Here is a 23,905-nt window from a genome sequence, read left to right as displayed (position 1 = left end):
GGCCGTACCAGATGCGAGACGCGCCTGCCGCGTCCGCATCGGTCAGTCTTCGCACGCCGCCGATCAGGACGGCGGCTCCTGGAAGGAACTCAAGTGAAGCTTCAGCGCATGAACCGGCGGGCCCTCGCTCTCGGTGCTCTCGCCGTCTCCGGCGCCCTGGCCCTCACGGCGTGCGGCTCCGACGACACCGGAGGTGCCAGCGGCGGCTCCTCGTCCAACGCCGCCGCGCCCAGCAACATCAAGTGTGACGACGCCTCGGGCCAGGTGCTCGCCGACGGCTCCTCGGCGCAGAAGAACGCCGTCGACGCGTGGGTCAAGCAGTTCTCGGCGGCCTGCAAGGTGGAGATCAACTACAAGGCCGGCGGCTCCGGCGCCGGTGTCACCGCCTTCACCCAGGGCCAGGTCCCGTGGGCCGGTTCGGACTCGGCTCTGAAGCCCGACGAGGTCGAGGCCTCCAAGAAGGTCTGCTCCGGCGGCCAGGGCATCGACCTGCCCATGGTCGGCGGCCCGATCGCCGTCGGTTACAACGTCCCGGGCGTCGACAAGCTCGTCCTGGACGCCTCGACGATCGCCAAGATCTTCGACAGCAAGATCACCAACTGGAACGACCCGGCCATCGCGAAGCTGAACCCCGACGCGAAGCTGCCCAACCTCAAGATCCAGGCCTTCCACCGCTCGGACGAGTCCGGCACCACGGACAACTTCACCAAGTACCTGATCGCCACCGCCAAGAAGGACTTCCCCTACGAGGGCGGCAAGGCCTGGCAGGCCAAGGGCGGCCAGTCCGCTCCGCAGTCCTCCGGCGTGGCCGCGCAGGTCAAGCAGACCGCCGGCGCGATCGGCTACTTCGAGCTGTCGTACGCCAAGGACGGCATCAAGACCGTCGCCATCGACACGGGCGCGGCCGAGCCGGTCGAGGCCAACGTCGAGAACGCCACCAAGGCCATCGCGGACGCCAAGGTCGTCGGCACCGGCAAGGACCTGGCGCTGGAGCTGAACTACGCCACCAAGGCCGACGGCGCCTACCCGATGGTCCTCGTGACGTACGAGATCGTCTGCGACAAGGGCAACAAGGCCGACACCCTGCCCGCGGTCAAGGCGTTCCTGCGCTACGCGGCCTCGGAGGACGGCCAGAAGATCCTCGCGGAGAACGACTACGCGCCGATGCCCGAGGACATCATCGCCAAGGTCCGGACCACCGTCGAGACCCTGAGCTGACCTGAGCGTGCGGTCCGGCCCCTCCGCGGGGCCGGGCCGCACCGTCCGGTGCACCGCCGCCAAGAGCCGCACAGCCGTTGCGGCTCCGCAGACCGGAGAACCCGATGGACACCACACAGATAGCTGACGCACCTCCCCCCACTCCCCCGCTGCCCACGGCCGAGCAGAAGCGCGCCGCCCGTGGCGCCACCCGCCCCGGGGACCGGATCTTCCTCGGCCTCTCGCGCGGCTCGGGCATCCTGCTGCTGGTCATCATGGCCGCCATCGCGGGCTTCCTCACCTACCGCGCGGTCCTCGCCATCAGCGAGGACGAAGGCAACTTCCTCACCACCTTCGAATGGAACACCGGCGTCAACCCGCCGGTCTTCGGCATCGCGGTCCTGGCCTACGGCACGATCGTCTCCTCGATCATCGCCATGATCATCGCGGTTCCGATCGCCGTCGCCATCGCCCTGTTCCTCACGCACTACGCCCCGCGCCGGCTGAGCGGCCCCATCGCCTACGTGATCGACCTGCTCGCCGCCGTGCCGTCCATCGTCTACGGCCTGTGGGGCGCGCTCGTCCTCGTGCCGTACATGAACGGCCTCTTCGGCTGGCTGAACGACTACCTCGGCTGGACCGGCATCTTCTCCTGGCAGAACGGCGCCCCGCGCTCGATGCTCACCGTGGGCATCCTGCTCGCGATCATGATCCTGCCGATCATCACCAACGTGAGCCGCGAGGTCTTCCGCCAGGTCCCGCAGATGCACGAGGAGGCGGCCCTGGCGCTCGGCGCCACCCGCTGGGAGGTGATCCGCATGTCGGTCCTGCCCTTCGGCCGCTCCGGCGTGATCTCCGCCTCCATGCTCGGTCTCGGCCGCGCCCTCGGCGAGACGATGGCCGTCGCCACCGTGCTCTCCCCGGACTTCCTGATCCACACCAGCCTGCTCGACCCGGGCGGCGGCACCTTCGCCCAGAACATCGCCAGCAAGTTCAGCGAGGCCACCGAGTTCGGCCGGGACGCGCTGATCGCCTCGGGTCTGGTCCTGTTCGTCATCACCCTGCTGGTCAACGGCGCGGCCCGCGCGATCATCGCCCGCCGCAAGGAGTACTCGGGGGCCAACGCATGAGCACCGCAACCACCGCCCCGAAGAAGGCGCCCAGCACCCTGCGCGGCGCCCGGCTGCCCAAGTGGGCCCCGTGGGCCATCGCCGCCGGCTCCGTCGCCGCCGGCCTCGGCATCAGCGCGGCCGCCGGACTGCACAGCGACATCCAGTGGGCGCTGATCGCCGCGCTCCTGCACATCCTGGGCACGTACGTCATCGCGGCCAAGGTGGAGAACCGCCGCCAGGCCAAGGACCGCGTGGTCACCTCGCTGGTCTGGGTCGCGTTCCTGCTCGCCGTGGTGCCGCTGGCGTCCCTGGTGTGGTCGACCGTGCAGCGCGGCACCAAGGTCCTCGACGTCTACTTCCTGACCCACTCCATGGGCGTGGTCGCCGACTCGGAGGCGGGCGGCGGCATCTACCACGCCATCCTCGGCACGCTGCAGCAGGTCGGCCTCGCCACCCTGATCGCCGCGCCGGTCGGCGTGCTCACCGCGATCTACCTGGTGGAGTACGGGCGCGGCAACCTCGCCCGGGCCGTCACCTTCTTCGTCGACGTCATGACCGGCATCCCGTCGATCGTCGCGGGCCTGTTCATCCTCAGCCTGATGCTGATGTTCGACATGCAGCCCTTCGGCTTCGCCGGCTCGCTCGCCCTGGCGATCCTGATGATGCCGGTCGTGGTCCGCTCCACGGAGGAGATGCTCAAGCTCGTCCCGAACGAGCTGCGCGAGGCCTCCCTGGCGCTCGGCGTGCCCAAGTGGCGCACCATCCTGAAGGTGGTCCTGCCGACCTCGATCGGCGGCATCACCACCGGCATCATGCTGGCCATCGCCCGTATCGCCGGTGAGACGGCGCCCGTGCTGCTGCTGGTCTTCGGCAGCAAGTTCATCAACGCCAACCCCTTCGAGGGCGCGCAGGCGTCGCTGCCGCTGTACATCTACCAACAGTACGGCTCCGGCGAGGTCACGGCCTACGACCGCGCCTGGGCGGCGTCGCTCACCCTGATCGCCTTCGTGATGATCCTCAACCTGGTGGCCCGCGGCATCGCCCGCTGGAAGGCCCCGAGCACCGGTCGCTGACGCGGCCACTCAGCGACCGACCGAAGTCTGGAAGTGAAGTAGTCATGGCCAAGCGAATCGACGTAAGCGGACTGACCGCCTACTACGGCTCCCACAAGGCGATCGAGGACATCTCGATGACCGTCGAGCCGCGTTCGGTGACGGCGTTCATCGGCCCGTCCGGCTGCGGCAAGTCGACGTTCCTGCGCACCCTGAACCGCATGCACGAGGTCACCTCGGGCGGCCGGGTCGAGGGCAAGGTGCTGCTGGACGACGAGGACCTCTACGGCACGGGCATCGACCCGGTGTCGGTGCGCCGCGAGGTCGGCATGGTGTTCCAGCGGCCGAACCCGTTCCCGACGATGTCGATCTTCGACAACGTGGCGGCGGGCCTGCGGCTGAACGGCAACTACAAGAAGAGCGAGCTGGCGGACATCGTCGAGCGCTCGCTCAAGGGCGCCAACCTCTGGAACGAGGTCAAGGACCGCCTGAACAAGCCCGGCTCGGGCCTGTCCGGCGGTCAGCAGCAGCGTCTGTGCATCGCGCGGGCGATCGCCGTGGAGCCGAACGTCCTGCTGATGGACGAGCCCTGCTCGGCGCTCGACCCGATCTCGACCCTGGCGATCGAGGACCTGATCGGGGAGCTGAAGGAGCGCTTCACGATCGTCATCGTGACGCACAACATGCAGCAGGCGGCGCGGGTCTCCGACCGCACGGCCTTCTTCAACCTCGCGGCGGTCGGCCAGCCCGGCAAGCTCATCGAGATCGACGACACGGAGCGGATCTTCTCCAACCCGTCGGTCCAGGCCACGGAGGACTACATCTCCGGCCGCTTCGGCTGAGCCGCCCTTCGCCGAGACTCCTCGCGGTGCTGCATGGCGGTGCCACCGCGAGGCCGAAAAGGGCCCGCCCCTGGCTCCCGGGGGCGGGCCCGTTCGTGTACCGGCCGGTCCCCGGCCGCGGCTGCCGCTACAGGAAGGCCAGGTTCACGAGGCCGAACGAGGCCGCGGCCACCGTCGCCGCCGCCGGCATCGTGATGAACCACCCCAGGATGATGTTCTTGGCGACGCCCCAGCGCACGGCATTCACGCGCTTGGTCGCGCCCACGCCCATGATCGCCGAGGTGATCACGTGCGTCGTCGAGATCGGCGCCTTGAACAGGAACGCCGTGGCGAACATGATCGACGCGCCCGTCGTCTCGGCCGCGAAGCCCTGCGGCGGGTCCAGTTCGATGATCTTCCGGCCCAGCGTCCGCATGATCCGCCAGCCACCGGCATAGGTGCCCAGCGACAGCATCACCGCACAGGCGATCTTCACCCACACCGGGATCGGGTCGCCGTAGTCCTCGACATCGGCGATGACGAGCGCCATCACCACGATGCCCATCGTCTTCTGCGCGTCCTGCAGACCGTGCCCCAGCGCCATACCGGCCGCCGAGACGGTCTGGGCTATGCGGAAGCCGCGCTTGGCCTTGTGCGGGTTGGCCTTGCGGAACATCCACATGATCGCGGTCATCACCAGGTAACCGGCCAGCAGACCGACCACCGGGGAGATGAACATGGGGATGACGACCTTCTCCAGCACCCCGTGCCAGTAGACCGTCGTCCCACCGGCCAGCGCCGCGCCGACCATGCCGCCGAACAGCGCGTGCGAGGACGACGAGGGCAGCCCGAAGTACCAGGTGATCAGGTTCCAGACGATCGCGCCGACCAGCGCGGCGAAGAGGATGCCCATCCCCTTCGACCCCTCCGGTGTCTGGATCAGGCCCTCACTGACCGTCTTGGCGACCCCGGAGCCCATGAACGCGCCGACGAGGTTCATCACCGCGGCCATCGCCAGCGCGGCCCGCGGCGTCAGGGCCCGGGTCGACACGGACGTGGCGATCGCGTTCGCCGAATCGTGGAAGCCGTTGGTGTACGTGAAGAAGAGCGCGACCCCGATGGTCACGACCAGAGCGAAGGTGTCCATGAAGGGCTCAGGACTCCTTGACGGCGATGGTCTCCACCGTGTTCGCCACGTGCTCGAACGCGTCCGCCGCTTCCTCCAGCACGTCCACGATCTGCTTGAGCTTCAGCACCTCGATGGCGTCGTACTTGCCGTTGAAGAGGTGGGCCAGCAGCTTGCGGTGGATCTGGTCGGCCTGGTTCTCCAGCCGGTTGACCTCGATCCAGTACTCGGTGAGGTTCTCCATCGTCCGCAGGTGCGGCATGGCCTCGGCCGTCAGTTCGGCGGCGCGCGCCAGGACCTCGATCTGCTGCTCGACGCCCTTGGGCAGTTCCTCGACGTTGTAGAGGACGACCAGGTCGACGGCCTCCTCCATGAAGTCCATGATGTCGTCGAGGGACGAGGCGAGGGAGTAGATGTCCTCGCGGTCGAACGGCGTGATGAACGAGGAGTTCAGCTGGTGGAAGATCGCGTGCGTGGCGTCGTCACCTGCGTGTTCCGCTGCCCGCATACGCTCTGCGATCTCGGCCCGGGCGGATGCGTCCGCCCCGAGCAGTTCCATCAGGAGCTTGGAGCCCGTGACGATGTTGTCCGCGGAGGCGGCGAACATGTCGTAGAAGCTCGTCTCCCTGGGGGTCAGACGAAAGCGCACGTGGGGTCCTCGGGGTGCTTCGGTTTCGGTCAGGCTGATGCTAGGCGCATCATCCGGCCACGGCTATCGGGCCGCCCACCAGTGTCGCCCATCAGGCACAGTGATGAGCACGGGGGCGGCCCGAGGGGGCGTCTACCCGGCAAAGTTCGGTACCATATACCCACCAGGGGTATATATCCGCCCACTGTCACCAGGAGGACGCGATGACGGACGTGACCGGCACCACAGATGTCGCGCATGTCACCACCGGCACCGCGGCCGCCGGCGCGGAAGCCGTCACGGACCACGACCACGGCGTGCACGGCTACCACAAGCAGAAGGACGAGCACCTCAAACGGCTCCGCCGGATCGAGGGCCAGATCCGCGGCCTGCAGCGCATGGTCGACGAGGACGTCTACTGCATCGACATACTCACGCAGGTCTCCGCCTCCACGAAGGCCCTGCAGTCCTTCGCCCTGCAGCTGCTGGAGGAGCACCTGCGCCACTGCGTGGCCGACGCCGCCGTCAAGGGCGGCGACGAGGTCGAGGCGAAGGTCAAGGAGGCGACCCAGGCGATCGCCCGCATGCTGCGGACCTGACCGGACCGGCCGCCGGGCCCGGCCTCAGCCGCCGGAGGCGTCCCGCTCCTCGGCCACTCTCAGCACCTCGTCGATGCTCTCCAGGCTGAGCCGCTCCTGGGCCGCCGAGGCCGCGATGATGAGCTCTCCGCACAGTTCGATCTCGGCGAGGGCCACGTGGTCCTGAACTGCCGTACCGCCGACCGGAGCCACGTGCGTCACCTCGTCTCTGCCGTCACCGGCTTCCTAGAGTAGGGAGCGGCCTACACACCGCGCATGGCACGGACGGGCTAGTTCCCGCCGGTCACTCCTCGGCGATCTTGCCCGCGTAGATGTCGTCGTCGTCCGGCAGCCGCACCCGCGCCGGGGCCCCGAAATCGTAGAGCAGGGTCGTCGAGGCGACGGCGACGGGGCTCTTGCGCTGCCCGTTCACGAAGCTGAAGCGGTGGCGGACCTTGCGGATGCGCCCCTCGTCGTCGAGGTAGGCGTCGAACGGGACTTCGGCCGTGGCGAACCCTTTCGCCGCCGCCCGCAGGGCCTCCTCGTTCCCGTCGGACGCCCGCCGCGCGGCGTCCGAGAGGTCCGCCGTGCCCCGGTAGTGCCGCACGCCGGTGCCCGCGACCTCCGTGCGGCCCAGGTAGGTCGCCGTCCGCGTGCCGCGCAGCACCTCCGCCGCGGTGAACGGGTCGGTGGCCCCGCCGGTGACGAGGTTGCCGTCGGACAGCGTCCGGGTGTCCACCCGCACCCACTTGTCCGGGGGCACACCGGCACCCCGGTTCTTCATGAACAGCGCGCCCGGCGCGAGCAGTTCCGTGACGGTCCGGCGCTCGGCGGCCGCCGCGGGGTCCTGCGGCAGCAGCACCCGCAGCTCCCCCAGCCGCTTGCGGTAGTCGTACACCCCGGCGCCCCGGATGGTCACCCGGGTGCCCCCGGCCGCCATCTCCATCGACGTACGGGCCTTCGAACTGCCCGCGTCCACCAGCCGGTCGGCGGCCCGGTGCAGCAGCACCACCGCGTCCCCGCCCCGGGAGTCGCCGGCGACGGCGTCACCGCCCGCGCACCCTCCCGCTCCCAGACCCGCCCCGGCCACGACCCCGGCGGCTAGGACCGCCGCACCCGTTCGCCCGCGCCGCCGTTCCCGCTGCCGCCCAGTCATCGCCTGCCTACCCCCAGCCGGTACGTCCGTCACGGGCCCCCATGTCGTTCCGCTTAACGACCGGTTTGTGCCCCCGTCACGCGAGCCACGCCGTCCGGCATACGAACCCTTTACCCGCGCTGGGTAACGTTGTCGTCGTGGCGCAGCAGGACGGGCTGGACCTTCCCCCCGACCCCCCGGAACACCGCACGACGACCATGGAGCGAGGCCGCTTCTGCCTGGCCGAGTGCTCCTGCGGCTGGCGCGGCCCGGCCCGGCGCGCCAGAAGCCAGGCCCGCACGGACGCGCAGCGGCACACCGCGGGCTGACCGCGTCCCGGTGGAACCCGCACCGCCGGCAACCCGTCTGTCCAGGCGGAACCCACCGGGAGGCCCCATGGAACGGCGCACCGTCCTCACCGCCGGCACAGCGGCACTCGCCGCGGCGGCGACCCCCTTCGCCGCCGCCTGCACGCACGCGAGCCCTCGCACCACGGCCACGGCGGCCACCACGCGCACCCGCGCCGCCGCCGCGGACTGGGCGGCCCTGGCCCGGGACCTCGACGGCCCCCTCGTCCGCCCGGGCGACGCCGCCTGGGCGACCGCGCGGCAGCTGTACAACACCCGCTTCGACGGCCTGAAGCCCGCCGCCGTCGCCTACGTGGCCCACCCCGAGGACATCCGCACGGCCCTCGCCTACGCCCGCGCCCGCTCCCTGCGGGTGGCCATCCGCAACGGCGGCCACTCCTACGCCGGCTGGTCCTCCGGCGACGGCCGCCTGATCGTCGACGTCTCGAAGCTCGACCGGGTCCGCGCCTCCGGCACCACCGCGGTGGTCGGCGCCGGCGCCAGACTCATCGACGTCTACCGCGCCCTGGCCGCCAAGGGCGTCACGATCCCGGCCGGCTCCTGCCCCACCGTCGGCGTCTCCGGCCTCACCCTGGGCGGCGGGCACGGCGTGGTCTCCCGCGCCTACGGACTGACCTGCGACAGCCTCACCGGCGCCACCCTGATCACGGCCGACGGCAAGCAGCTCACCGCCGACGCCAAGGAGAACAAGGACCTCTTCTGGGCCCTGCGCGGCGCCGGCAACGGCAACTTCGGCGTGGTGACGGAACTGCGCTTCCGCACCCACCCGGCACCGCAGGGCGTCTCGGCGTACCTGTCCTGGCCGTGGTCGAAGGCGGCGGCGGTGGTGAAGGCCTGGCAGGAGTGGGGCCCGTCCCAGCCCGACGAGATCTGGTCGTCGCTGCACCTGGCGAGCGCGGCCGGCAGCACCCCGACCGTCTCCGTGGCGGCCTTCTCCCTGGGCACGTACGGCGAGCTGAAGAACGCCGTGGACCGCCTCGCCGACCGCGTCGGCGCCCCGGCCCGCAGCGTCTCCCTCAAGCGCCGCTCGTACGAGGAGTCGATGGAGGTGTACGCGGGCTGCTCCTCGTTCCCGACGGACGCCCAGTGCCATCTGCCCGGCTCGACACCGGGCCGCTCACCCAAGGGCGCCCTGGGCCGGGAGACGTACGCGGCGGCCTCGGACTTCTTCGACCGCTCCCTGTCCCCCGCCGGCATCCACACGCTGCTGGCGCAGATCGGCTCGGTGCGCGGCGGCACGGGCAGCATCGCGCTCACCGCCCTCGGCGGAGCCGTCAACCGCGTCGCCCCCACGTCCACGGCCTTCGTGCACCGCCGCTCGCGCATGCTGGCCCAGTACATCGGCGCCTGGCGCGCGGGCACCAGCGGTACGACGGCCCGGGACTGGCTGGCCTCGGCCCACCGGGCCATGCGTCCCCACGCCTCGGGCGCGGCCTACCAGAACTACACGGACCCGACCCTGACGAACTGGCGCAAGGCCTACTACGGGGACGCGGCGGCGCGTCTGACGAAGCTGAAGAACCAGTACGACCCGGACCGCTTCTTCACGTTCCCGCAGGCGCTCTGACCGGGCCGCGCGTCCCGCCGGACGTCAGGCGGCCAGGTCCCGCTCGGACGCGCGCTCGGCGCGGGACTCCGGGACCACGGCGTCCCGCCCGCCGGGCGCCCGCCCGCCGGCCCGCACCAGCCACCCCGCCCGGGGCGACCGCTCCACCGCCTTCACCACCGGCGTCAGCAGGGCCATGGCGAGCGGGGACAGCAGCAGCGCCACGGCCGTGCCCAGCGCGAACCCGCCGATCACGTCCGTCGGGTAGTGCACGCCCATGTAGACCCGGATGAACCCGCCGAACAGGGCCAGCACGATCCCGAACAGCCCGAACTTCCGGTTGGCGACGAACAGTCCGACCGCCATCGCCATGACGAGCGTCGCGTGGTCGCTGACGAACGAGTAGTCGGTCTTGCCCTTGACGAGGACTTCGAGCCCCTGGTGGTCGAGGAACGGCCGGGGTCGCTCCACGAAGCCCCGTATCGGCACGTTCACCAGGACGGCGACACCGGCCGCCAGGGGCGCCCAGATCAGCGCCGCGACCGTGGACGCCGCGTCCTCCTCGCCCCGGCGCCGGACGGACCACCAGCACCACACCACGAGCAGGACGACGGCGAGCAGCAGGCCGTACTCGCCCACGTACTCCATGACGCGGTCGAACCAGCCCGGCGCGTCCTTGGCCAGGCCATTGATGTCGTACAGCAGGTCGACGTCGGGGTTCGACCCGGAATCGGCGAGTCCAGCCATGGTGCTGCGGCCCCTTCGTCGTCTCTCCCGGCGCACGAGTGTGCGCCGCTCCTGCCACCCCCGTGGTGGTAGATCCGCTTCCGCCGCACGCGTGCGTGACACGTGCGTGTTGACGTCTGCTCGGCTACGTCACCAGGAACGCACGGTCCCCGTTGATACGTTCCACACTCCACCGAATGATCACGCAGACGTTATCGAAGAGAGACACGTCGTCGCAGCTCAGGGGGTGGGTTCACGCTCGGTTCACACCGTCGTGGGGAGCGCTTTCGCGCCATCTTCGGTGACTCTCGTGGCTCCGAAGTAGTCGGGGGTGTCGATCGGGTCGAACCGGATGACGGCACCCGTGCGCGGCGCGTCGATCATGTACCCACCTCCGACATAAATGCCGACATGCCGGATGGCACGGGAATTGGTGAGGTCGTCCGAGAAGAACACCAGGTCTCCCGGCAGCAGTTCGTCCCGGGAGGGGTGCGGTCCCGCGTTGTACTGGTCGTTGGCGACGCGCGGCAGCGTGATGCCCACGCTCTTGTACGCGGCCTGGGTCAGACCGGAGCAGTCGAAGCGTCCGCCCTGCTCAGGGGTGCCGGTGCCGCCCCACAGATAGAGCGTGCCGAGCTTCTTCTGCGCGTACTCGATCGCGCCGGCCGCCTGCCGGGAGGGATCGACCCGGCCCACGGGCGCGGCGAAGCTCTCGGAGAGGGTGGTGATCCGCTTCACGTAGTTCTGCGTCTCGCTGTACGGCGGCACGCCCCCGTACTTGATCACCGCGTACGCGCCCGCGTTGTAGGCGGCCAGCATGTTTTCGGTCAGGTTCCCGCCCACCTTCTTCACGTACGACGCGAGTTCGCAGTCGTAGGAGGCGGCGGAGGGGATCGCGTCCTTCGGGTCCCACACATCGCGGTCGCCGTCGCCGTCGCCGTCGATGCCGTGGGTGGCCCAGGTGCCGGGGATGAACTGCGCTATGCCCTGCGCGGCGGCGTGGCTCTGGGCCCTCGGGTTGAAGCCGCTCTCCTGGTAGAGCTGGGCGGCGAGCAGGGCCGGGCTGATGGCGGGGCAGAGATTGCCCCACTTCGCGACGAGCGACGCGTACGCCGCGGGCACCGAGCCCTTGGCCAGCGCCTTGGCCCCGCCGCTCACCCCGTTGACGAGGTTCCCGGCGACGAGGTAGACGCCCACGACCAGCAGCATCACGAACGCCAGCGCCGAGCTGATCGCAACACCCGCCACGATCCACGCCTTACGCACCGTCAACCGCCCCTCGCCGCCCAGGAGTCCGTCGCTCAGTGTAGAGGCGCCGGTCGCACACCGGAATGATCACGCCGAGGAGAGTCGGAGCGGCCGGAGGAGCAGACGGCGGACCCCCGGGGACACGCCGGGCACACCAGGGGCACGACGGGCACACGGCGGGCACGAGGGGCACGGGGGGCGCGACGACAGCGAGGTTCCGGATTCCCCCACGCGAACACCGGACGGCTACGGCGGCCCCACCGGACGGGACCCGGGTCCCCCAGGGGAGGCACGGGCCGCCGCCGTCCCCCCGCGGCCCGTTCGCCGTGCCGGGTAGCCTTCACCCGGAGAACACGGGCGCGACCGCTCACCCGACCAGCCGTCAGAAACCGTTCGGAAAGGTGAGAAAGGTCGCAGGAGGGCACAACGACGGAACCGCACACCAGGTTTCGCTCAGGCCTCATTGCCCGGCGTGACCTGCCGTGATACACAGAGTGACCATACGATCCTTCGTACACCGTCCGGCGTCTCCCCTTAGGCTCCGGAGCGGAACGGTGGCAAGGTATTCGTACGAAACCCGCCAATCAATGACGCCAAGTCGACATACGACAGCGTCATCGTCGGCGAGAATGAGGCCTGACCTCTGCACGACCGCAGAGGATGCGGAACTACCCAACAGGGGCGGTGACTTACATGCTCTTTGCGGCCGATAAGGGAGACATCAACACCATCATCGGCGGGATCGCTCCGGACTGGGGCCCCTTCGGCAGCCTGGGCAACGAGGCCAAGGTGATGATCGAGGTGGTGATGGCGGTGGCCATCCTGATCTGCCTCGGCATCGCCATCTGGGGCGCCGCCAAGCAGCGCATCGGTGCCACGGCCCTGCGGGACACCTTCAGCGCCGAACAGGGCAAGGGCCTCATCATCGCCGGCCTCACCGGAGTCTTCATCATCGGCTCCCTCGGCACGCTGTTCACCATCGTGTACGGCATGGCCGTGTAGGCCGGGCACCGTCCGCCCCGGCCGGACACGCCCGGCTCCCCTCCATCCCACCCGCCCGTCGTGCCCACCGGCTGAGGTTGCGTTTCCCTGATGTCGAGTCACCACACCGCGCCCGCGCGGGAACCAGCACGGCTACCGTCGTACGAGGAGTACGTGTATCCGTACGACGGCGAGGGGGCGTACGCGGCATGAGTCTCGGTGACGAGCGCGAAACCTCCGGCGGCTACGGCGGCACGGGCCAGACCCGCACCCGCCTGCCCGACACCGACACCGACCCCTACGGCGCCCCACGCCGCGCCCCCCGCTCCTCGTCCCGCAGCCTGGTGACGGTGGTCGGAGTGGTGGTCCTCCTCATCGCAGCGATCGCCTTCGCGAACCGGGGGGACGGCGGTGCCGAGAGCAGCGACCCCGGTGGCGACAAGGCCCAGAGTTCGGCGACGGCACCCTCGGGGAAGCGCCCGGTGGGAGCCAAGACGAGCGGCATTCCCACGGGCTACTCCCAGGACGAGCAAGGCGCCCAGTCCGCAGCCACCAACTACGGCATCGCCCTCGGCTCGGCCGACATGTACAACACGAAGAAGCGCCACGCGATCGTCAACACCGTCTACGCACCCGACGTCGCTGCCACCCAGCTCTCAGCGTTCGACCAGGTGTACTCCCGCCGGAGCTTCCTCGAGAAGCTCGGGCTGAACGAGGACGGCGTCGCGCCGAGCGGTCAGACGTTCGTCTCGCGCGTCATCCCGGTCGGCACCAAGGTCACGTCCTTCGGCGGCAGTACTGCCACGGTCGCTCTTTGGTACACCTCCCTCTTCGGCCTGTCGGGTGAGGGCTCGACGAACCCCGTGACCGAGAGTTGGTACACGACGACCTACCAGCTGAAGTGGGTCGCCGGTGACTGGAAGATCACCGATTTCACCCAGGAGGACGGTCCGGTCCCGGTCGGACGTGACCAGAGAGCCTCCACCGCAGAGGACATGACCAAGGCTGTCGAGGAGTACGGAGGGTTCACCTATGCCCGGTAGGCACCACGTACTCAGGCTCGGCGCCGCGGTCGCGGCGGTGCAGACGGCCACGGTCCTACTGGCCACTCGCGCCTTCGCCGCACCCACACCGTCCCCGTCCCCGTCCCCGAGCAACAACGCGTGCGATCTGCTCAGGGGCGAGGCCAGGGACATCTGCGAGGGCGACACCGGCAGCGGAAGCGGTACGGGCGGAGGAAACCCGTCCCTCGACCCCACCTCCACCCTCGACCCCCTCTCCTCCCTCGCCAAGGGCTGTGCCGACGCCGCCGCCTGGACCGTCGACAAGCTCAGCGACGCCGTGAAGGAGACCGCCAACGTCGACTTCACCAACCCCAAGTTCCTCCAGCAGTACGCTGTCGTCTTCGCCGCCTCGACGATCCTCACGCTCCTGCTGTGGCTCCTGGCCGTCGCCAAGCGGGCCGTCCGCGGCGTGCCCCTGACCACCGCCCTGTCCGAGGCCATCGGCTTCCTCTGGCTGACCGTCCTCGCCTCCGCCTTCACCCCCCTGATCCTCTACACCGTCGTCTCGGCGACCGACGGCATCACCGAGGTCCTCGCCAAAGCCACCGGCGACCAGACCGACACCTTCTTCGGCACCTTCTCCGAGGCCCTCAAGAAGGGCGAGGACATCGGCGGCGGCCCCATCATGCTGATCGTCGTCTCCCTGGTCAGCATCCTCGCCGCCGGCGTCCTCTGGCTGGAACTCGTCATCCGCGCCGCCCTGCTCTACGTCGGCGCCCTCCTCGGCACCGTCGTCTACGCCGGCCTCGTCGACAAGAACCTCTGGGGCCACGTCCGCCGCTGGGCGGGCATCATGATCGCCGTCATCCTCATCAAGCCGGTCATCGTCATCGTGCTCGGCCTCGCCGGCGCCCTGTCCGCCGACGACGGCCCGGACGCCTTCTCCGCCGTCGTCTCCGGCCTCGCCATCATCCTGCTCGCCATCTTCGCCAGCGCGATGATCTACCGCTTCGTCCCCGGCTTCGGCGACGAGATCGCCGGCTCCCGCAACAACCGCATCATGCAGGGCGCCGAGAGCAAGGCCGCGGCCGTCATCAGCTCCCCGGCCTCCCTGGTCGCGCAGGGCATCAAGACGCACAGCACCCGCGCCGACCACAACGGCGGAGGCGGCCAGTCCTCCGCCCCCCGCCCCAGCAACCCCGCATCCGGCGGGGTCGCCGCGCACAGCGCGCGCACCTCGAACGGCGGCGGCGGATCTGTCCCCTCCGCCGCACCCGCCCCCCGTTCGAGCAGCCCCGTCAACACCCCGCACGCCAGCAGCACCCGCAACAGCAGTACCAACCGCACGGGAGGTGAAGGGCGTTGACGACCGAGTCCCACGTGTCCCATCCGGTCACGCCCCGCCGGACATATCTGATCGGCCGCGCCCGGCCGAACGCGATCATCGGCCGCAACCGCGAGACCGGCGAGATCGCCCTGATCGTCGTGGGCGCGTTCCTCGGCATGATGTGCGGACTCCTCGTCCCGGTGCTGTCCCTGCGCATCGTGCTGCTCGCCGGGTTCCCGATGCTGGCGCTGGCCGCGGTCTACGTGCCCTACAAGCACCGCACCTTCTACAAGTGGTTCGAGATCAACCGCAGCTACAAGCGCACCCTGAAGCGGGGCGCCACCTACCGCTCCACCGCCGTCGAGGCCGGCACCCGGCTCGACGGCCGCGAGGTCGAGGTCGGCCCGCCCCCCGGCATCGGCCGCATCACCTGGCTCTCCGCCCCCTTCGGGCCCGACGAGATCGCCGTCCTGCTGCACGCCGACCGCAAGACCGTCACCGCCGCCATCGAGATCGAGGGCCCCGGTGTCGGCCTGCGCGACAGCGAGGACCAGGAGGCCCTGGTCGACCGCTTCGGCACGCTGCTCAAGCACGTGGCCAACGGCGACGGCTTCGTCACCCGCCTGCAGATGCTCGCCCGCACCCTGCCCGCCGACCCCGACGCCCACGCCAAGGACGTCGCCGTCCGCGGCGACGACAGGGCCCTGCCCTGGCTGCAGGAGTCCTACGACCAGCTCCAGTCGATGGTGTCGACCAGCAGCGAGCAGCACCGCGCCTACCTCGTCGCCTGCATGCACTACACCCGCGACCTCGCCGCCGAGGCCAACGCCATGGCCCGGGCCGCCCGCGCCCACGGCGGCAAGGTCGACCGCGACGCCGGACTCGCCGTCGTCATGGCCCGCGAGCTCACCGACATCTGCTCGCGCCTGCAGGAGGCCGACATCCGCGTCCGCCAGCCGCTCGGCCAGAGCCGGCTGTCCTCGCTGATCCACTCCATGTACGACCCGGACCACCCGATCGACCACATCCAGGCGATGACCAAGCGCAACGCCTGGCCGGCCGAGCTGGACGCCATGGAGCCCACCTACCTCCAGGCCAAGACCCGCGAGTCCTCCACCCGCGCCCCCTGGTGCCACGCCACGGCCTGGGTGAAGGAGTGGCCGATGACCCCCGTCGGCGTCAACTTCCTCGCCCCGCTCCTCGTCCACACCCCGGACGTCATCCGCACGGTCGCCGTCACCATGGACCTCGAACCCACCGAGGTCGCCATCGAGCGCATGCTCACCGAGAAGACCAACGACGAGGCCGAGGCGTCCCGCGCCGCCAAGATGAACCGCACGGTCGACCCCCGCGACGTGGCCGCCCACTCCCGGCTCGACCAGCGCGGCGAGGACCTCGCCAGCGGCGCCGCCGGCGTCAACCTCGTCGGCTACATCACCGTCAGCTCCCGCAACCCCGACGCCCTCGCCCGCGACAAGCGCACGATAAGGGCCTCGGCCGGCAAGTCGTACCTCAAGCTCGAATGGTGCGACCGCGAGCACCACCGCGCCTTCGTGAACACCCTTCCCTTCGCCACCGGCATCCGGAGGTAGGACCTGATGCGGGATCCGCTGTCCGTCCTCACCGAGGCCTTCACGTCCTTCCTCTTCGGGAAGGTCGAGACGACCCGGCTCCCGGTGCGCACGTCCACGGGCCAGGCCCAGGCCGTCTACCTCCCGACCGCCGCCCCGGGCCTCGGCGACTCGGGCGTCATCATCGGCCGCGAGGTGTACTCCGGCAAGGGCTACATCTACGACCCCTTCCAGCTCTACGGCCAGCAGCTCCCCGCCCCCCACTGGCTGGTCCTCGGCGAGTCCGGCAACGGCAAGTCGGCGCTGGAGAAGACGTACGTCCTGCGCCAGCTCCGCTTCAAGGACCGCCAGGTCGTCGTCCTGGACGCCCAGGGCGAGGACGGCGTCGGCGAGTGGAACCTCATCGCGCAGGAGCTGGGCATAACTCCCATCCGCCTGGACCCCATGGCCGCCCTGGACATGGGGATCCGCCTCAACCCGCTCGACCCCGCGATCACCACGACCGGCCAGCTCGCGCTGCTGCGCACGATCATCGAGGTCGCGATGGGCCACGGCCTGGACGAGCGGTCCGGCTTCGCGCTCAAGGTCGCGCACGCCTACGTCAACGCGACGATCACCGACCGCCAGCCGGTCCTCACCGACATCGTCGAGCAGCTGCGCCACCCCGAGCCCGAGTCGGCCGAGGCGATGAACGTCGCCATAGACGACGTCCGCGCCTGGGGCCTGGACGTCGCCCTGGTCCTGGACCGCCTGGTCGACGGTGACCTGCGCGGCATGTTCGACGGCCCGACGACGGTGGGCATCGACCTCGACGCCCCGCTCATCGTCTTCGACCTGTCCCACATCGACCGCAACTCCATCGCCATGCCCATCCTCATGGCGATCGTCGGCGTGTGGCTGGAGCACACCTGGATCCGCCCCGACCGGAAGAAGCGCATCTTCCTCGTCGAGGAGGCCTGGCACATCATCAACAGCCCCTTCGTCGCGCAGCTCTTCCAGCGCCTGCTGAAGTTCGGCCGACGCCTGGGCCTGTCGTTCGTGGCGGTGGTCCACCACCTCTCCGACGTCGTCGACGGCGCGGCCGCCAAGGAGGCCGCGGCGATCCTGAAGATGGCCTCGACCAGGACGATCTACGCCCAGAAAGCCGACGAGGCGAGGGCCACGGGCCGGGTCCTCGGCCTGCCCCGCTGGGCGGTCGAGATCATCCCCACCCTCACCCCCGGCATCGCCGTCTGGGACGTCAACGGCAACGTCCAGGTCGTCAAACACCTGGTCACGGAGACCGAACGCCCGCTGGTCTTCACCGACCGCGCGATGACGGAGTCCTCCGCCGACCTGACGGACGACGCCCTGCACGCCGCCGAGATCGAGGCGGAGGAGAGGGCCGCGGCCTTCGTGGAGCACCACATGGGCGACTCCGAATCGACGGTGGCGTAGGCGCAGGGGAGAAACGCGTGAGACCGGACGACCGCCGCACCCCGCGGGACACCCAGGGAGGCATCCCCGACGGCCTGCTCGTCGGCATACTCGCCTTCCTCCTCGGGACGACCCTGCTGGCGTGGACGGCCACGGGCCTGGCCGGCCTGTTCGCCCACGGCGCCTGGCCGTCCGGCGTCACCTTCGTCCGCACGCCCCTGGCCATGCGCCACCTCATCGCCCGGCCCCACGACATCCCCGGCGCCTGGCCCGGGACGCCCCCCGGCGACCTCTCCGGCTACGGCCTGTTCTGGGGCCTGTTCATCGGCCAGCTGATGATCCTGATCGTCCTGACCGTGTTCGTGATGGGCACGCTGGCCAGGTGGCGGGCGGTCCGCGCACGACGCCGCCTGGAACAGACGACGCCCCCGGAAACCCGGCAGCACGGGTCACCGGCCCAGGGCCCGACGCACCACGACGCCCCGGCCCCGCATCCGGCACCGGGCGCGACACACCACGACGCCCCCGCCCCGGCCCAGTCCGCCTCGGCGCGGCCTCACACCGTCCGGACTCCGGCCGCGGCCGCGCACGACGTGCCCACCCCCCGCCGCGCCGCCCCCGAAGCCACCCACCCCCTGGAGCCGACCGCGCCCCTGGCCCCCACGCCCCCGGCGTTCGGCCGAGAACGGGTGAACGGGTGGGAGAAAGTCCTCGTGGCCCCGAGGGAGACCCGCCAGACCACCGCCATCCAGGCCGTACGCGACGCGGAGGGCCCCGCCCTGGTCGTCACCTCCAACTCCGCCCTCTGGCTGGAGACGAAGGACCCCCGCGCCAAACTCGGCCCCACCCACCTCTACGACCCCACCCACCTCTGCACCACCCCGTCCCGCCTCCACTGGTCCCCCATCACCGGCTGCGAGGACCCCCACACCGCGGCGACCAGAGCCACCGCCCTGCTCACCCCCGTACGCCCCACCGCCAAGCTCGACCAGGCCGTCACCGACACGGCCCTCACGCTCCTGCGCAGCTACCTGCACGCCGCCGCCGTCGACGGCCGCACCATCCGCCACGTCCACCGCTGGTCCCAGGGCACCCAGATCCAGGACGCCGTCCGCATCCTGCGCACCAACCCCAAGGCCGCCCCCGGCTCCGCGGGCGAACTCGAAGGCGCCCTCACGGCCCACCCGGAACGCCGCGACGTGGCCCAGCAGTTGACCACCCGCGCCCTCGCCGCGCTCTCCACCGTCAACATCCGCGAGGCCTGCACACCCAACCGAACTGATGCCCTCGCCCTGGATTCCTTCGTCCACGAAGGGGGCACGCTTTATGTGGTCGGTGAATCCATCGAGGACCCCAGGACCAACCCGGGCGCGATGCCCTTCCTGACGGCCCTCGTCTCCAGCGTGGTCGAGCGCGGCCGGCGCATGGCCGAACGGTCATCCTCCGGTCGCCTCGACCCACCACTGACCCTCGTCCTTGACGACGTCGCGGCCGTGGCCCCGCTGCCCCAGCTCCCCGAGCTGCTGGCCACCGGAGCGGACCGGGGCCTGCCCACCCTGGCCCTGCTCCGCTCCCGCGAGCAGGGCCGCGCCCGCTGGCCGCACGACGAACTACCCGTCTGACAGCGGCGCCCCCACACCGTCCCGCTCCAGCACGAACTCCAGCTCCCGCTCCCCCGAATCCCCGAGCGGCACCGTCACCCCGCTGGGCACGAACCCCACCCGCCGGTAGAACCGCTGCGCCCGCCCGTTCTCCTCGTGCACGATGAGCCGCACCCGCTCCAGGCCCCGCCCCCACGCCCACTCCAGGGCCGCGTCGAACAGCACCTCGGTCAGCCCGCTCCCGCGCTCCTCGGGCCGCACGAACACACCGACCAGGTGCCCCTGCTTCCGCTCCACCGGAAACCCGGCCCAGTCGGTCGTCCCCGGCTCCTCCACGAGCACGGTCACCGTCGCCACCCACCGCCCGTCCGGCCCCTCGGCGATGATCTGCTGCCGCGCGTCCACCCCCTCGGCGGCACCGGCCGTCCGCTCCCGCCAGTAGGACTCCGGCCGGGCCACGGCCTCCTCGTACGTCTCCAGGAAGGCCAGGTGCGCCACCGGATCCCGCAGCGCGTCCAACCGCAGTTCCCTCGCCGCGGCCCACTCCTCGGCACGGACGGACCGGATCACATAGCTCATGCGGGCCACCGTAGTACCCGGGTACGACACCCCTCACCCCGATAACCACCGCCGGTCCGACGCCCGCCGCCCCCGCGCACAGCAGCATCGAACCATGCTGACCGCACACGAACTCACCAAACGCTACGGCGACCGGACGGTCGTCACGGACCTGTCCTTCGCCGTCCGCCCCGGCACCGTCACCGGCTTCCTCGGCCCCAACGGCGCCGGCAAGTCCACGACCATGCGCATGCTCCTCGGCCTGGACACCCCCACCCGCGGCCACGCCACCGTCGGCGGCCGCTCCTACGCCGCCCACCCCGCGCCCCTGACCGAGGTCGGCGCCCTCCTGGAGGCCCGCTCGGTCCACCCCGGCCGCACCGCCCACCACCATCTGCGCGCCCTCGCCCACACCCACGGCATCCCCCGCGCCCGCGTCGACCACGTCCTCGGCCTCACCGGCCTGACCGACGTGGCCCACCGCCGCGTCAAGGGCTTCTCCCTGGGCATGGGACAGCGCCTGGGCATCGCCGCCGCCCTCCTCGGCGACCCGGCCGTCCTCCTCCTCGACGAGCCCGTCAACGGCCTCGACCCCGAGGGCGTCCTGTGGATCCGCAACCTGCTCAAGTCCCTCGCCGCGGAGGGCCGCACGGTCTTCGTCTCCTCGCACCTGATGAGCGAGATGGCCCTCACCGCCGAGCACCTCGTCATCATCGGCCGCGGCCGCCTCCTCGCCGACACCACGGTCACCGACTTCGTCCGCGACTCCGGCGCCGGCGCCGTCAAGGTCGTCACCCCCCGCGCCCCCGACCTCGCCCGCCTCCTCACCGCCCCCGGCGTCGACATCACCACCGACACCCCCGGCACCCTCCACGTCCGCGGCACCGACGCCCGGCACATCGGCGACACGGCAGCCGCCCACGGCATCCCCCTGTACGAACTCACCCCGCACGCCGCCTCCCTGGAGGAGGCGTTCATGGACCTCACCCGCGACGCGCTGGAGTACCCGGCCACCCTCGAAGGAGCAGCGGCATGACCACGGCGACCCTCCCCTACCGCGTGACGCCCGCCCGCGTCCTGCGCTCCGAGTGGCACAAGCTCCGCACCCTGCGCTCCACCTGGATCAACCTCGCCGTCACGAGCCTGCTGACCGCCGCCATGGGCGCGGGCCTCGGCGCCGCCTACGACGGCTCCGGCGAAGGCGGCATGGACCCCGTCATGTTCGCCCTCCTCGGCACCCAGTTCGCCACGATCAACCTCGGCGTGCTCGGCATCCTGGCCACCGCCGGCGAGTACTCCACCGGCCAGATCCGCGCCACGATGACCGCCGTGCCGCGCCGCCTGCCCGTTTTGTGGTCCAAGGCCGCCGTCCTGATGGCGATCGCCCTCCCCCTCACCCTGGCGACCAACCTGGTCACCTTCCCCCTCGCCCAGTCCTTCCTCACCGGCACCGACCTGTCCGCCTCCCTCGGCGACCCCGGCGTCCTGCGCGCCCTCGCGGGCAACGCGGCCGGCCTCACCCTCCTCGCCGTCCTCGCCCTTGCCATCGGCGCCCTGCTCCGCTCGGTCCCGACGGCCATCGGCGTCTTCATCGGCCTGATCATGATCCTCCCGGAGGTCCTGGCGATGCTCCCGTACGACGCCGTCCGCGACGCCGTCCGCTACTTCCCGGGCAAGGCCCTGGAGGCCCTCACCACGGCCCAGCCCACACCCGGCACGGCCTCCCCGGGCGGCGCCCTGCTCGCCATGCTCCTGTGGACGGCGGCGACCCTGGCCCTGGCCGCCTGGGCCCTGCGCCGCCGGGACGTCTGACACCCGGCCCGCGCAAGGCTCACCATGGACCCCGTGACGACGGAAGACCGGGCGCCGGAGCCCCTCACCGAGTACGCCCACCGCCTCACCCGCCGGGTGCGCGCCTTCGACCGCCGCCACCCGCTGCTGTGGGACCTGCACTTCGCCGGCTTCTGGGTGACGGCCGCCCTGATCGACTACCTCGGTGACGGCTGGCGGCACAACGCCCACAGCCAGGACGTCCCCGGCTGGCTCCTGCTGACCCTCAGCCTCGGCTTCTCGCTGCCGCTGCTCTGGCGCCGTACCCACCCGGGCACGGTCCTCGCCGCCCTGGCGCCCCTGGCCCTCGCCAACGCCTGGACCGGCGCCGCCCTCCAGGCCTCCCTGCTCCAGCTGGTCCTCGTCTACCACCTGGCCCTGCGCCGCCCCCTGCGCCACCTGTGGTGGGCCACCGCCCTGTTCCTCGCCCCGGTCCTCGTGTCGATCCTGCGCCACGGCGAGGGCAGTTGGGACCAGCAGATCGGCTCGCAGCTGATGTCCGTCACGGTGGCCGCGCTCATCGGCGTCACGGTCCGCACCCGCCGCAACCACACCGAGGCCCTGGAGGACCGCGCCCGCCGCCTGGAGCGGGAGCGCGACCAGCAGGCCCAGCTCGCCACCGCCGCCGAACGCGCCCGCATCGCCCGCGAGATGCACGACATCATCGGCCACAACCTCTCCGTCATCACCGGCCTCGCCGACGGCGGCCGGTACGCGGCCGGCAAGTCCCCGGAACGCGCCGCCCAGGCTCTCGACGCCATCGCCACGACCAGCCGCCAGGCCCTCACCGAACTCCGCCGCCTGCTGGATGTCCTGCGCGAGGAGGAGAGACAGCAGGCCGACCTGACCCCCCAGCCCGGCCTCACCGACCTCGCCCCCCTCCTCGACGGCGTCCGCTCCGCGGGCCTGCCCGTCCGCCTCACGAGCCACGGCACCCCCACCCTCCCCCCGGGCCGCCAGCTCACCGTCTACCGCGTCGTCCAGGAAGCCCTCACCAACACCCTCAAGCACGCCGGCCCGGGCGCGACGGCGGAGATAGACCTCGCCTACGGCGACAAGGCCGCCGTCACCGCCACCATCACGGACACGGGCACCGGCGGCCCCCCGGACCCCCGGCCCGCGGGCCGCGGCCTCCCGGGAATGCGCGAGCGAACCACCCTCTACGGCGGCACACTTGAGGCCGGCCTCCGCCCCCACCCGGAACGCGGCTGGCGCGTCCGCCTACACCTCCCGGAGGAGACCCCGCAGTGACCACGGTCCTCATCGCCGACGACCAGCCCCTGCAGCGCTTCGGCTCCCGCATGCTCCTGGAGAGCCAGGACGACATGACGGTCGTGGGCGAGGCGGCCAACGGCAGCGAAGCCGTCCGCATGGCGGCCGAGCTCCACCCCGACGTCGTCCTCATGGACATCCGCATGCCCGGCCTGGACGGCATCGAGGCGACCCGCCGCATCACAGCGGCCGGCGACCGCACCCGCATCCTGATCGTCACCACCTTCGACCTGGACGAGTACGCCTATGCGGGCCTCCGCGCCGGCGCCTCCGGTTTCCTCGTCAAGGACGCCCAGCCGGAGGAACTCCTGTCCGGCATCCGCGCGGTCGCCACGGGTGACGCGGTCGTCGCCCCCAGCCTCACCCGCCGCCTCCTCGACGCCTACGTCCACCACCTGCCGGCGGACCCGGCCAGTGAGACGGCACCGCGGCAGGACCCTCGCCTCGCCTCCCTGACGGACCGGGAACGCGAGATCCTCACGGTCATCGGCCAGGGCTGGACGAACACCGAAATAGCCACACGGCTGCACCTGGCCGAGTCGACGGTGAAGACCCACGTGGGCCGCATCCTCGCGAAGACCGGCTGCCGCGACCGCATCCAGGCGGTCATCCTGGCGTACGACACGAAGCTCGTGCAGCCGTCATAAAGGGAAAGCCGCCGGGGAAAAGCCGCCAGGGAAAAGAAAAAGGCCCACACCATAAGGTGTGGGCCTTTTCAATGATTGTTCGGCGGCGTCCTACTCTCCCACAGGGTCCCCCCTGCAGTACCATCGGCGCTGTAAGGCTTAGCTTCCGGGTTCGGAATGTA

At 71.0% G+C, this 23,905-nt stretch carries 24 protein-coding genes and 1 rRNA gene; 17 read left to right on the top strand and 8 right to left on the bottom strand.

The features are described from left to right. The first annotated feature begins 93 nt into the window (after positions 1 to 93). From pstS to pstB, 4 genes are all read left to right on the top strand, one after another. Entirely contained in the window at positions 94 to 1,218 is a 1,125-nt protein-coding gene (pstS, locus tag ACIGAN_RS15850) for a phosphate ABC transporter substrate-binding protein PstS (protein WP_365090083.1), read from the top strand. A gap of 104 nt (positions 1,219 to 1,322) precedes the next feature. Then, positions 1,323 to 2,327, top strand: coding sequence for a phosphate ABC transporter permease subunit PstC (pstC, locus tag ACIGAN_RS15845; protein ID WP_365090086.1), 1,005 nt, complete (start codon positions 1,323 to 1,325; stop codon positions 2,325 to 2,327). After that, the gene (pstA, locus tag ACIGAN_RS15840; protein ID WP_365737979.1) at positions 2,324 to 3,382 is read left to right on the top strand and encodes a phosphate ABC transporter permease PstA; all 1,059 of its coding nucleotides are present in this window, start codon (positions 2,324 to 2,326) and stop codon (positions 3,380 to 3,382) included. Before pstC ends, pstA begins: the two co-directional genes overlap by 4 nt. Before the next feature lie 44 nt (positions 3,383 to 3,426). Then, positions 3,427 to 4,203, top strand: a complete 777-nt coding sequence (gene pstB / locus ACIGAN_RS15835) for a phosphate ABC transporter ATP-binding protein PstB (protein ID WP_031105672.1) — start codon at positions 3,427 to 3,429, stop codon at positions 4,201 to 4,203. Between the two features lie 127 nt (positions 4,204 to 4,330). Here pstB and ACIGAN_RS15830 read toward each other — a convergent pair whose 3' ends face one another. Further along, positions 4,331 to 5,329, bottom strand: a complete 999-nt coding sequence (locus ACIGAN_RS15830; protein ID WP_365090092.1) for an inorganic phosphate transporter — start codon at positions 5,327 to 5,329, stop codon at positions 4,331 to 4,333. 7 nt (positions 5,330 to 5,336) lie between these two features. Next, entirely contained in the window at positions 5,337 to 5,957 is a 621-nt protein-coding gene (locus tag ACIGAN_RS15825; protein WP_020269925.1) for a DUF47 domain-containing protein, read from the bottom strand. A 203-nt stretch (positions 5,958 to 6,160) separates the two neighbouring features. Between ACIGAN_RS15825 and ACIGAN_RS15820 the strand changes: the two genes are divergently transcribed. Continuing rightward, the gene (locus tag ACIGAN_RS15820) at positions 6,161 to 6,535 is read left to right on the top strand and encodes a metal-sensitive transcriptional regulator (protein ID WP_365090094.1); all 375 of its coding nucleotides are present in this window, start codon (positions 6,161 to 6,163) and stop codon (positions 6,533 to 6,535) included. Between the two features lie 24 nt (positions 6,536 to 6,559). On the opposite strand, the gene ACIGAN_RS15815 is transcribed toward ACIGAN_RS15820, so the two are convergent. Further along, entirely contained in the window at positions 6,560 to 6,727 is a 168-nt protein-coding gene (locus ACIGAN_RS15815; RefSeq protein ID WP_365090138.1) for a hypothetical protein, read from the bottom strand. Positions 6,728 to 6,818: 91 nt separating this feature from the next. Next, the gene (locus ACIGAN_RS15810; RefSeq protein WP_365090097.1) at positions 6,819 to 7,670 is read right to left on the bottom strand and encodes a hypothetical protein; all 852 of its coding nucleotides are present in this window, start codon (positions 7,668 to 7,670) and stop codon (positions 6,819 to 6,821) included. 137 nt (positions 7,671 to 7,807) lie between these two features. Here ACIGAN_RS15810 and ACIGAN_RS15805 point away from each other — a divergent pair, with 137 nt between their 5' ends. Continuing rightward, entirely contained in the window at positions 7,808 to 7,978 is a 171-nt protein-coding gene (locus ACIGAN_RS15805; RefSeq protein WP_365090099.1) for a hypothetical protein, read from the top strand. Positions 7,979 to 8,045: 67 nt separating this feature from the next. After that, complete coding sequence (locus ACIGAN_RS15800; RefSeq protein WP_399857931.1) at positions 8,046 to 9,584, top strand: FAD-binding oxidoreductase; 1,539 nt, start codon at positions 8,046 to 8,048, stop codon at positions 9,582 to 9,584. A gap of 24 nt (positions 9,585 to 9,608) precedes the next feature. Here ACIGAN_RS15800 and ACIGAN_RS15795 read toward each other — a convergent pair whose 3' ends face one another. Together ACIGAN_RS15795 and ACIGAN_RS15790 are read right to left on the bottom strand one after the other, a co-directional pair. Beyond that, entirely contained in the window at positions 9,609 to 10,310 is a 702-nt protein-coding gene (locus ACIGAN_RS15795) for a phosphatase PAP2 family protein (protein WP_365090104.1), read from the bottom strand. 243 nt (positions 10,311 to 10,553) lie between these two features. After that, positions 10,554 to 11,561: an NlpC/P60 family protein gene (locus ACIGAN_RS15790; protein ID WP_365090107.1), complete on the bottom strand. Its 1,008-nt coding sequence runs from the start codon at positions 11,559 to 11,561 to the stop codon at positions 10,554 to 10,556. 669 nt (positions 11,562 to 12,230) lie between these two features. On the opposite strand from ACIGAN_RS15790, the gene ACIGAN_RS15785 reads away from it, so the two are divergent. From ACIGAN_RS15785 to ACIGAN_RS15760, 6 genes are all read left to right on the top strand, one after another. Further along, positions 12,231 to 12,539, top strand: coding sequence for a hypothetical protein (locus ACIGAN_RS15785; RefSeq protein ID WP_004000049.1), 309 nt, complete (start codon positions 12,231 to 12,233; stop codon positions 12,537 to 12,539). Positions 12,540 to 12,727: 188 nt separating this feature from the next. Then, positions 12,728 to 13,561, top strand: a complete 834-nt coding sequence (locus ACIGAN_RS15780; RefSeq protein ID WP_399857928.1) for a hypothetical protein — start codon at positions 12,728 to 12,730, stop codon at positions 13,559 to 13,561. Then, positions 13,551 to 14,888 carry a hypothetical protein gene (locus ACIGAN_RS15775; RefSeq protein WP_365090112.1) on the top strand — a complete coding sequence of 446 codons (1,338 nt, stop codon included), beginning with the start codon at positions 13,551 to 13,553 and terminating at the stop codon, positions 14,886 to 14,888. Before ACIGAN_RS15780 ends, ACIGAN_RS15775 begins: the two co-directional genes overlap by 11 nt. Then, positions 14,885 to 16,441 carry an SCO6880 family protein gene (locus tag ACIGAN_RS15770; RefSeq protein ID WP_365090115.1) on the top strand — a complete coding sequence of 519 codons (1,557 nt, stop codon included), beginning with the start codon at positions 14,885 to 14,887 and terminating at the stop codon, positions 16,439 to 16,441. Before ACIGAN_RS15775 ends, ACIGAN_RS15770 begins: the two co-directional genes overlap by 4 nt. 6 nt (positions 16,442 to 16,447) lie before the next feature. Next, positions 16,448 to 17,857: an ATP-binding protein gene (locus ACIGAN_RS15765; RefSeq protein WP_365090117.1), complete on the top strand. Its 1,410-nt coding sequence runs from the start codon at positions 16,448 to 16,450 to the stop codon at positions 17,855 to 17,857. A gap of 17 nt (positions 17,858 to 17,874) precedes the next feature. After that, complete coding sequence (locus ACIGAN_RS15760; protein ID WP_399857925.1) at positions 17,875 to 19,458, top strand: type IV secretory system conjugative DNA transfer family protein; 1,584 nt, start codon at positions 17,875 to 17,877, stop codon at positions 19,456 to 19,458. Here the strand turns inward: ACIGAN_RS15760 and ACIGAN_RS15755 are convergent. Then, positions 19,447 to 20,016, bottom strand: coding sequence for a GNAT family N-acetyltransferase (locus tag ACIGAN_RS15755; protein ID WP_365737965.1), 570 nt, complete (start codon positions 20,014 to 20,016; stop codon positions 19,447 to 19,449). The two genes, ACIGAN_RS15760 and ACIGAN_RS15755, sit on opposite strands and share 12 nt — an antisense overlap. A 94-nt stretch (positions 20,017 to 20,110) precedes the next feature. On the opposite strand from ACIGAN_RS15755, the gene ACIGAN_RS15750 reads away from it, so the two are divergent. From ACIGAN_RS15750 to ACIGAN_RS15735, 4 genes are read left to right on the top strand one after another with little or no spacing between them, the layout of a single operon-like run. Next, the gene (locus tag ACIGAN_RS15750) at positions 20,111 to 21,031 is read left to right on the top strand and encodes an ATP-binding cassette domain-containing protein (protein ID WP_365737963.1); all 921 of its coding nucleotides are present in this window, start codon (positions 20,111 to 20,113) and stop codon (positions 21,029 to 21,031) included. Next, entirely contained in the window at positions 21,028 to 21,807 is a 780-nt protein-coding gene (locus tag ACIGAN_RS15745) for an ABC transporter permease subunit (RefSeq protein ID WP_365737961.1), read from the top strand. Before ACIGAN_RS15750 ends, ACIGAN_RS15745 begins: the two co-directional genes overlap by 4 nt. 24 nt (positions 21,808 to 21,831) lie before the next feature. Next, the gene (locus ACIGAN_RS15740; protein WP_399857922.1) at positions 21,832 to 23,076 is read left to right on the top strand and encodes a sensor histidine kinase; all 1,245 of its coding nucleotides are present in this window, start codon (positions 21,832 to 21,834) and stop codon (positions 23,074 to 23,076) included. Further along, positions 23,073 to 23,744, top strand: a complete 672-nt coding sequence (locus ACIGAN_RS15735; RefSeq protein ID WP_365737957.1) for a response regulator transcription factor — start codon at positions 23,073 to 23,075, stop codon at positions 23,742 to 23,744. The genes ACIGAN_RS15740 and ACIGAN_RS15735 overlap by 4 nt, the downstream gene beginning before the upstream one ends. A gap of 77 nt (positions 23,745 to 23,821) precedes the next feature. Here ACIGAN_RS15735 and rrf read toward each other — a convergent pair. Further along, positions 23,822 to 23,905, bottom strand: a 5S ribosomal RNA gene (rrf, locus tag ACIGAN_RS15730); the annotation flags it as partial.

It is taken from the genome of Streptomyces sp. NPDC085931 (assembly GCF_044540565.1).
Classification (GTDB): Bacteria; Actinomycetota; Actinomycetes; order Streptomycetales; family Streptomycetaceae; genus Streptomyces.
This window is presented reverse-complemented; position numbering and strand designations above follow the sequence as displayed.

Coding starts and splice junctions, on each gene's coding strand:
- pstB (WP_031105672.1), top strand. CDS start 3,427: ATGGCCAAGCGAATCGACGTAAGCGGACTGACCGCCTACTACGGCTCC.
- ACIGAN_RS15745 (WP_365737961.1), top strand. CDS start 21,028: ATGACCACGGCGACCCTCCCCTACCGCGTGACGCCCGCCCGCGTCCTG.
- ACIGAN_RS15795 (WP_365090104.1), bottom strand. CDS start 10,310: ATGGCTGGACTCGCCGATTCCGGGTCGAACCCCGACGTCGACCTGCTG.
- ACIGAN_RS15830 (WP_365090092.1), bottom strand. CDS start 5,329: ATGGACACCTTCGCTCTGGTCGTGACCATCGGGGTCGCGCTCTTCTTC.
- pstA (WP_365737979.1), top strand. CDS start 2,324: ATGAGCACCGCAACCACCGCCCCGAAGAAGGCGCCCAGCACCCTGCGC.
- ACIGAN_RS15765 (WP_365090117.1), top strand. CDS start 16,448: ATGCGGGATCCGCTGTCCGTCCTCACCGAGGCCTTCACGTCCTTCCTC.
- ACIGAN_RS15785 (WP_004000049.1), top strand. CDS start 12,231: ATGCTCTTTGCGGCCGATAAGGGAGACATCAACACCATCATCGGCGGG.
- ACIGAN_RS15755 (WP_365737965.1), bottom strand. CDS start 20,016: ATGAGCTATGTGATCCGGTCCGTCCGTGCCGAGGAGTGGGCCGCGGCG.
- pstC (WP_365090086.1), top strand. CDS start 1,323: ATGGACACCACACAGATAGCTGACGCACCTCCCCCCACTCCCCCGCTG.
- ACIGAN_RS15775 (WP_365090112.1), top strand. CDS start 13,551: ATGCCCGGTAGGCACCACGTACTCAGGCTCGGCGCCGCGGTCGCGGCG.
- ACIGAN_RS15750 (WP_365737963.1), top strand. CDS start 20,111: ATGCTGACCGCACACGAACTCACCAAACGCTACGGCGACCGGACGGTC.
- ACIGAN_RS15740 (WP_399857922.1), top strand. CDS start 21,832: ATGGACCCCGTGACGACGGAAGACCGGGCGCCGGAGCCCCTCACCGAG.
- ACIGAN_RS15780 (WP_399857928.1), top strand. CDS start 12,728: ATGAGTCTCGGTGACGAGCGCGAAACCTCCGGCGGCTACGGCGGCACG.
- ACIGAN_RS15810 (WP_365090097.1), bottom strand. CDS start 7,670: ATGACTGGGCGGCAGCGGGAACGGCGGCGCGGGCGAACGGGTGCGGCG.
- ACIGAN_RS15820 (WP_365090094.1), top strand. CDS start 6,161: ATGACGGACGTGACCGGCACCACAGATGTCGCGCATGTCACCACCGGC.
- ACIGAN_RS15800 (WP_399857931.1), top strand. CDS start 8,046: ATGGAACGGCGCACCGTCCTCACCGCCGGCACAGCGGCACTCGCCGCG.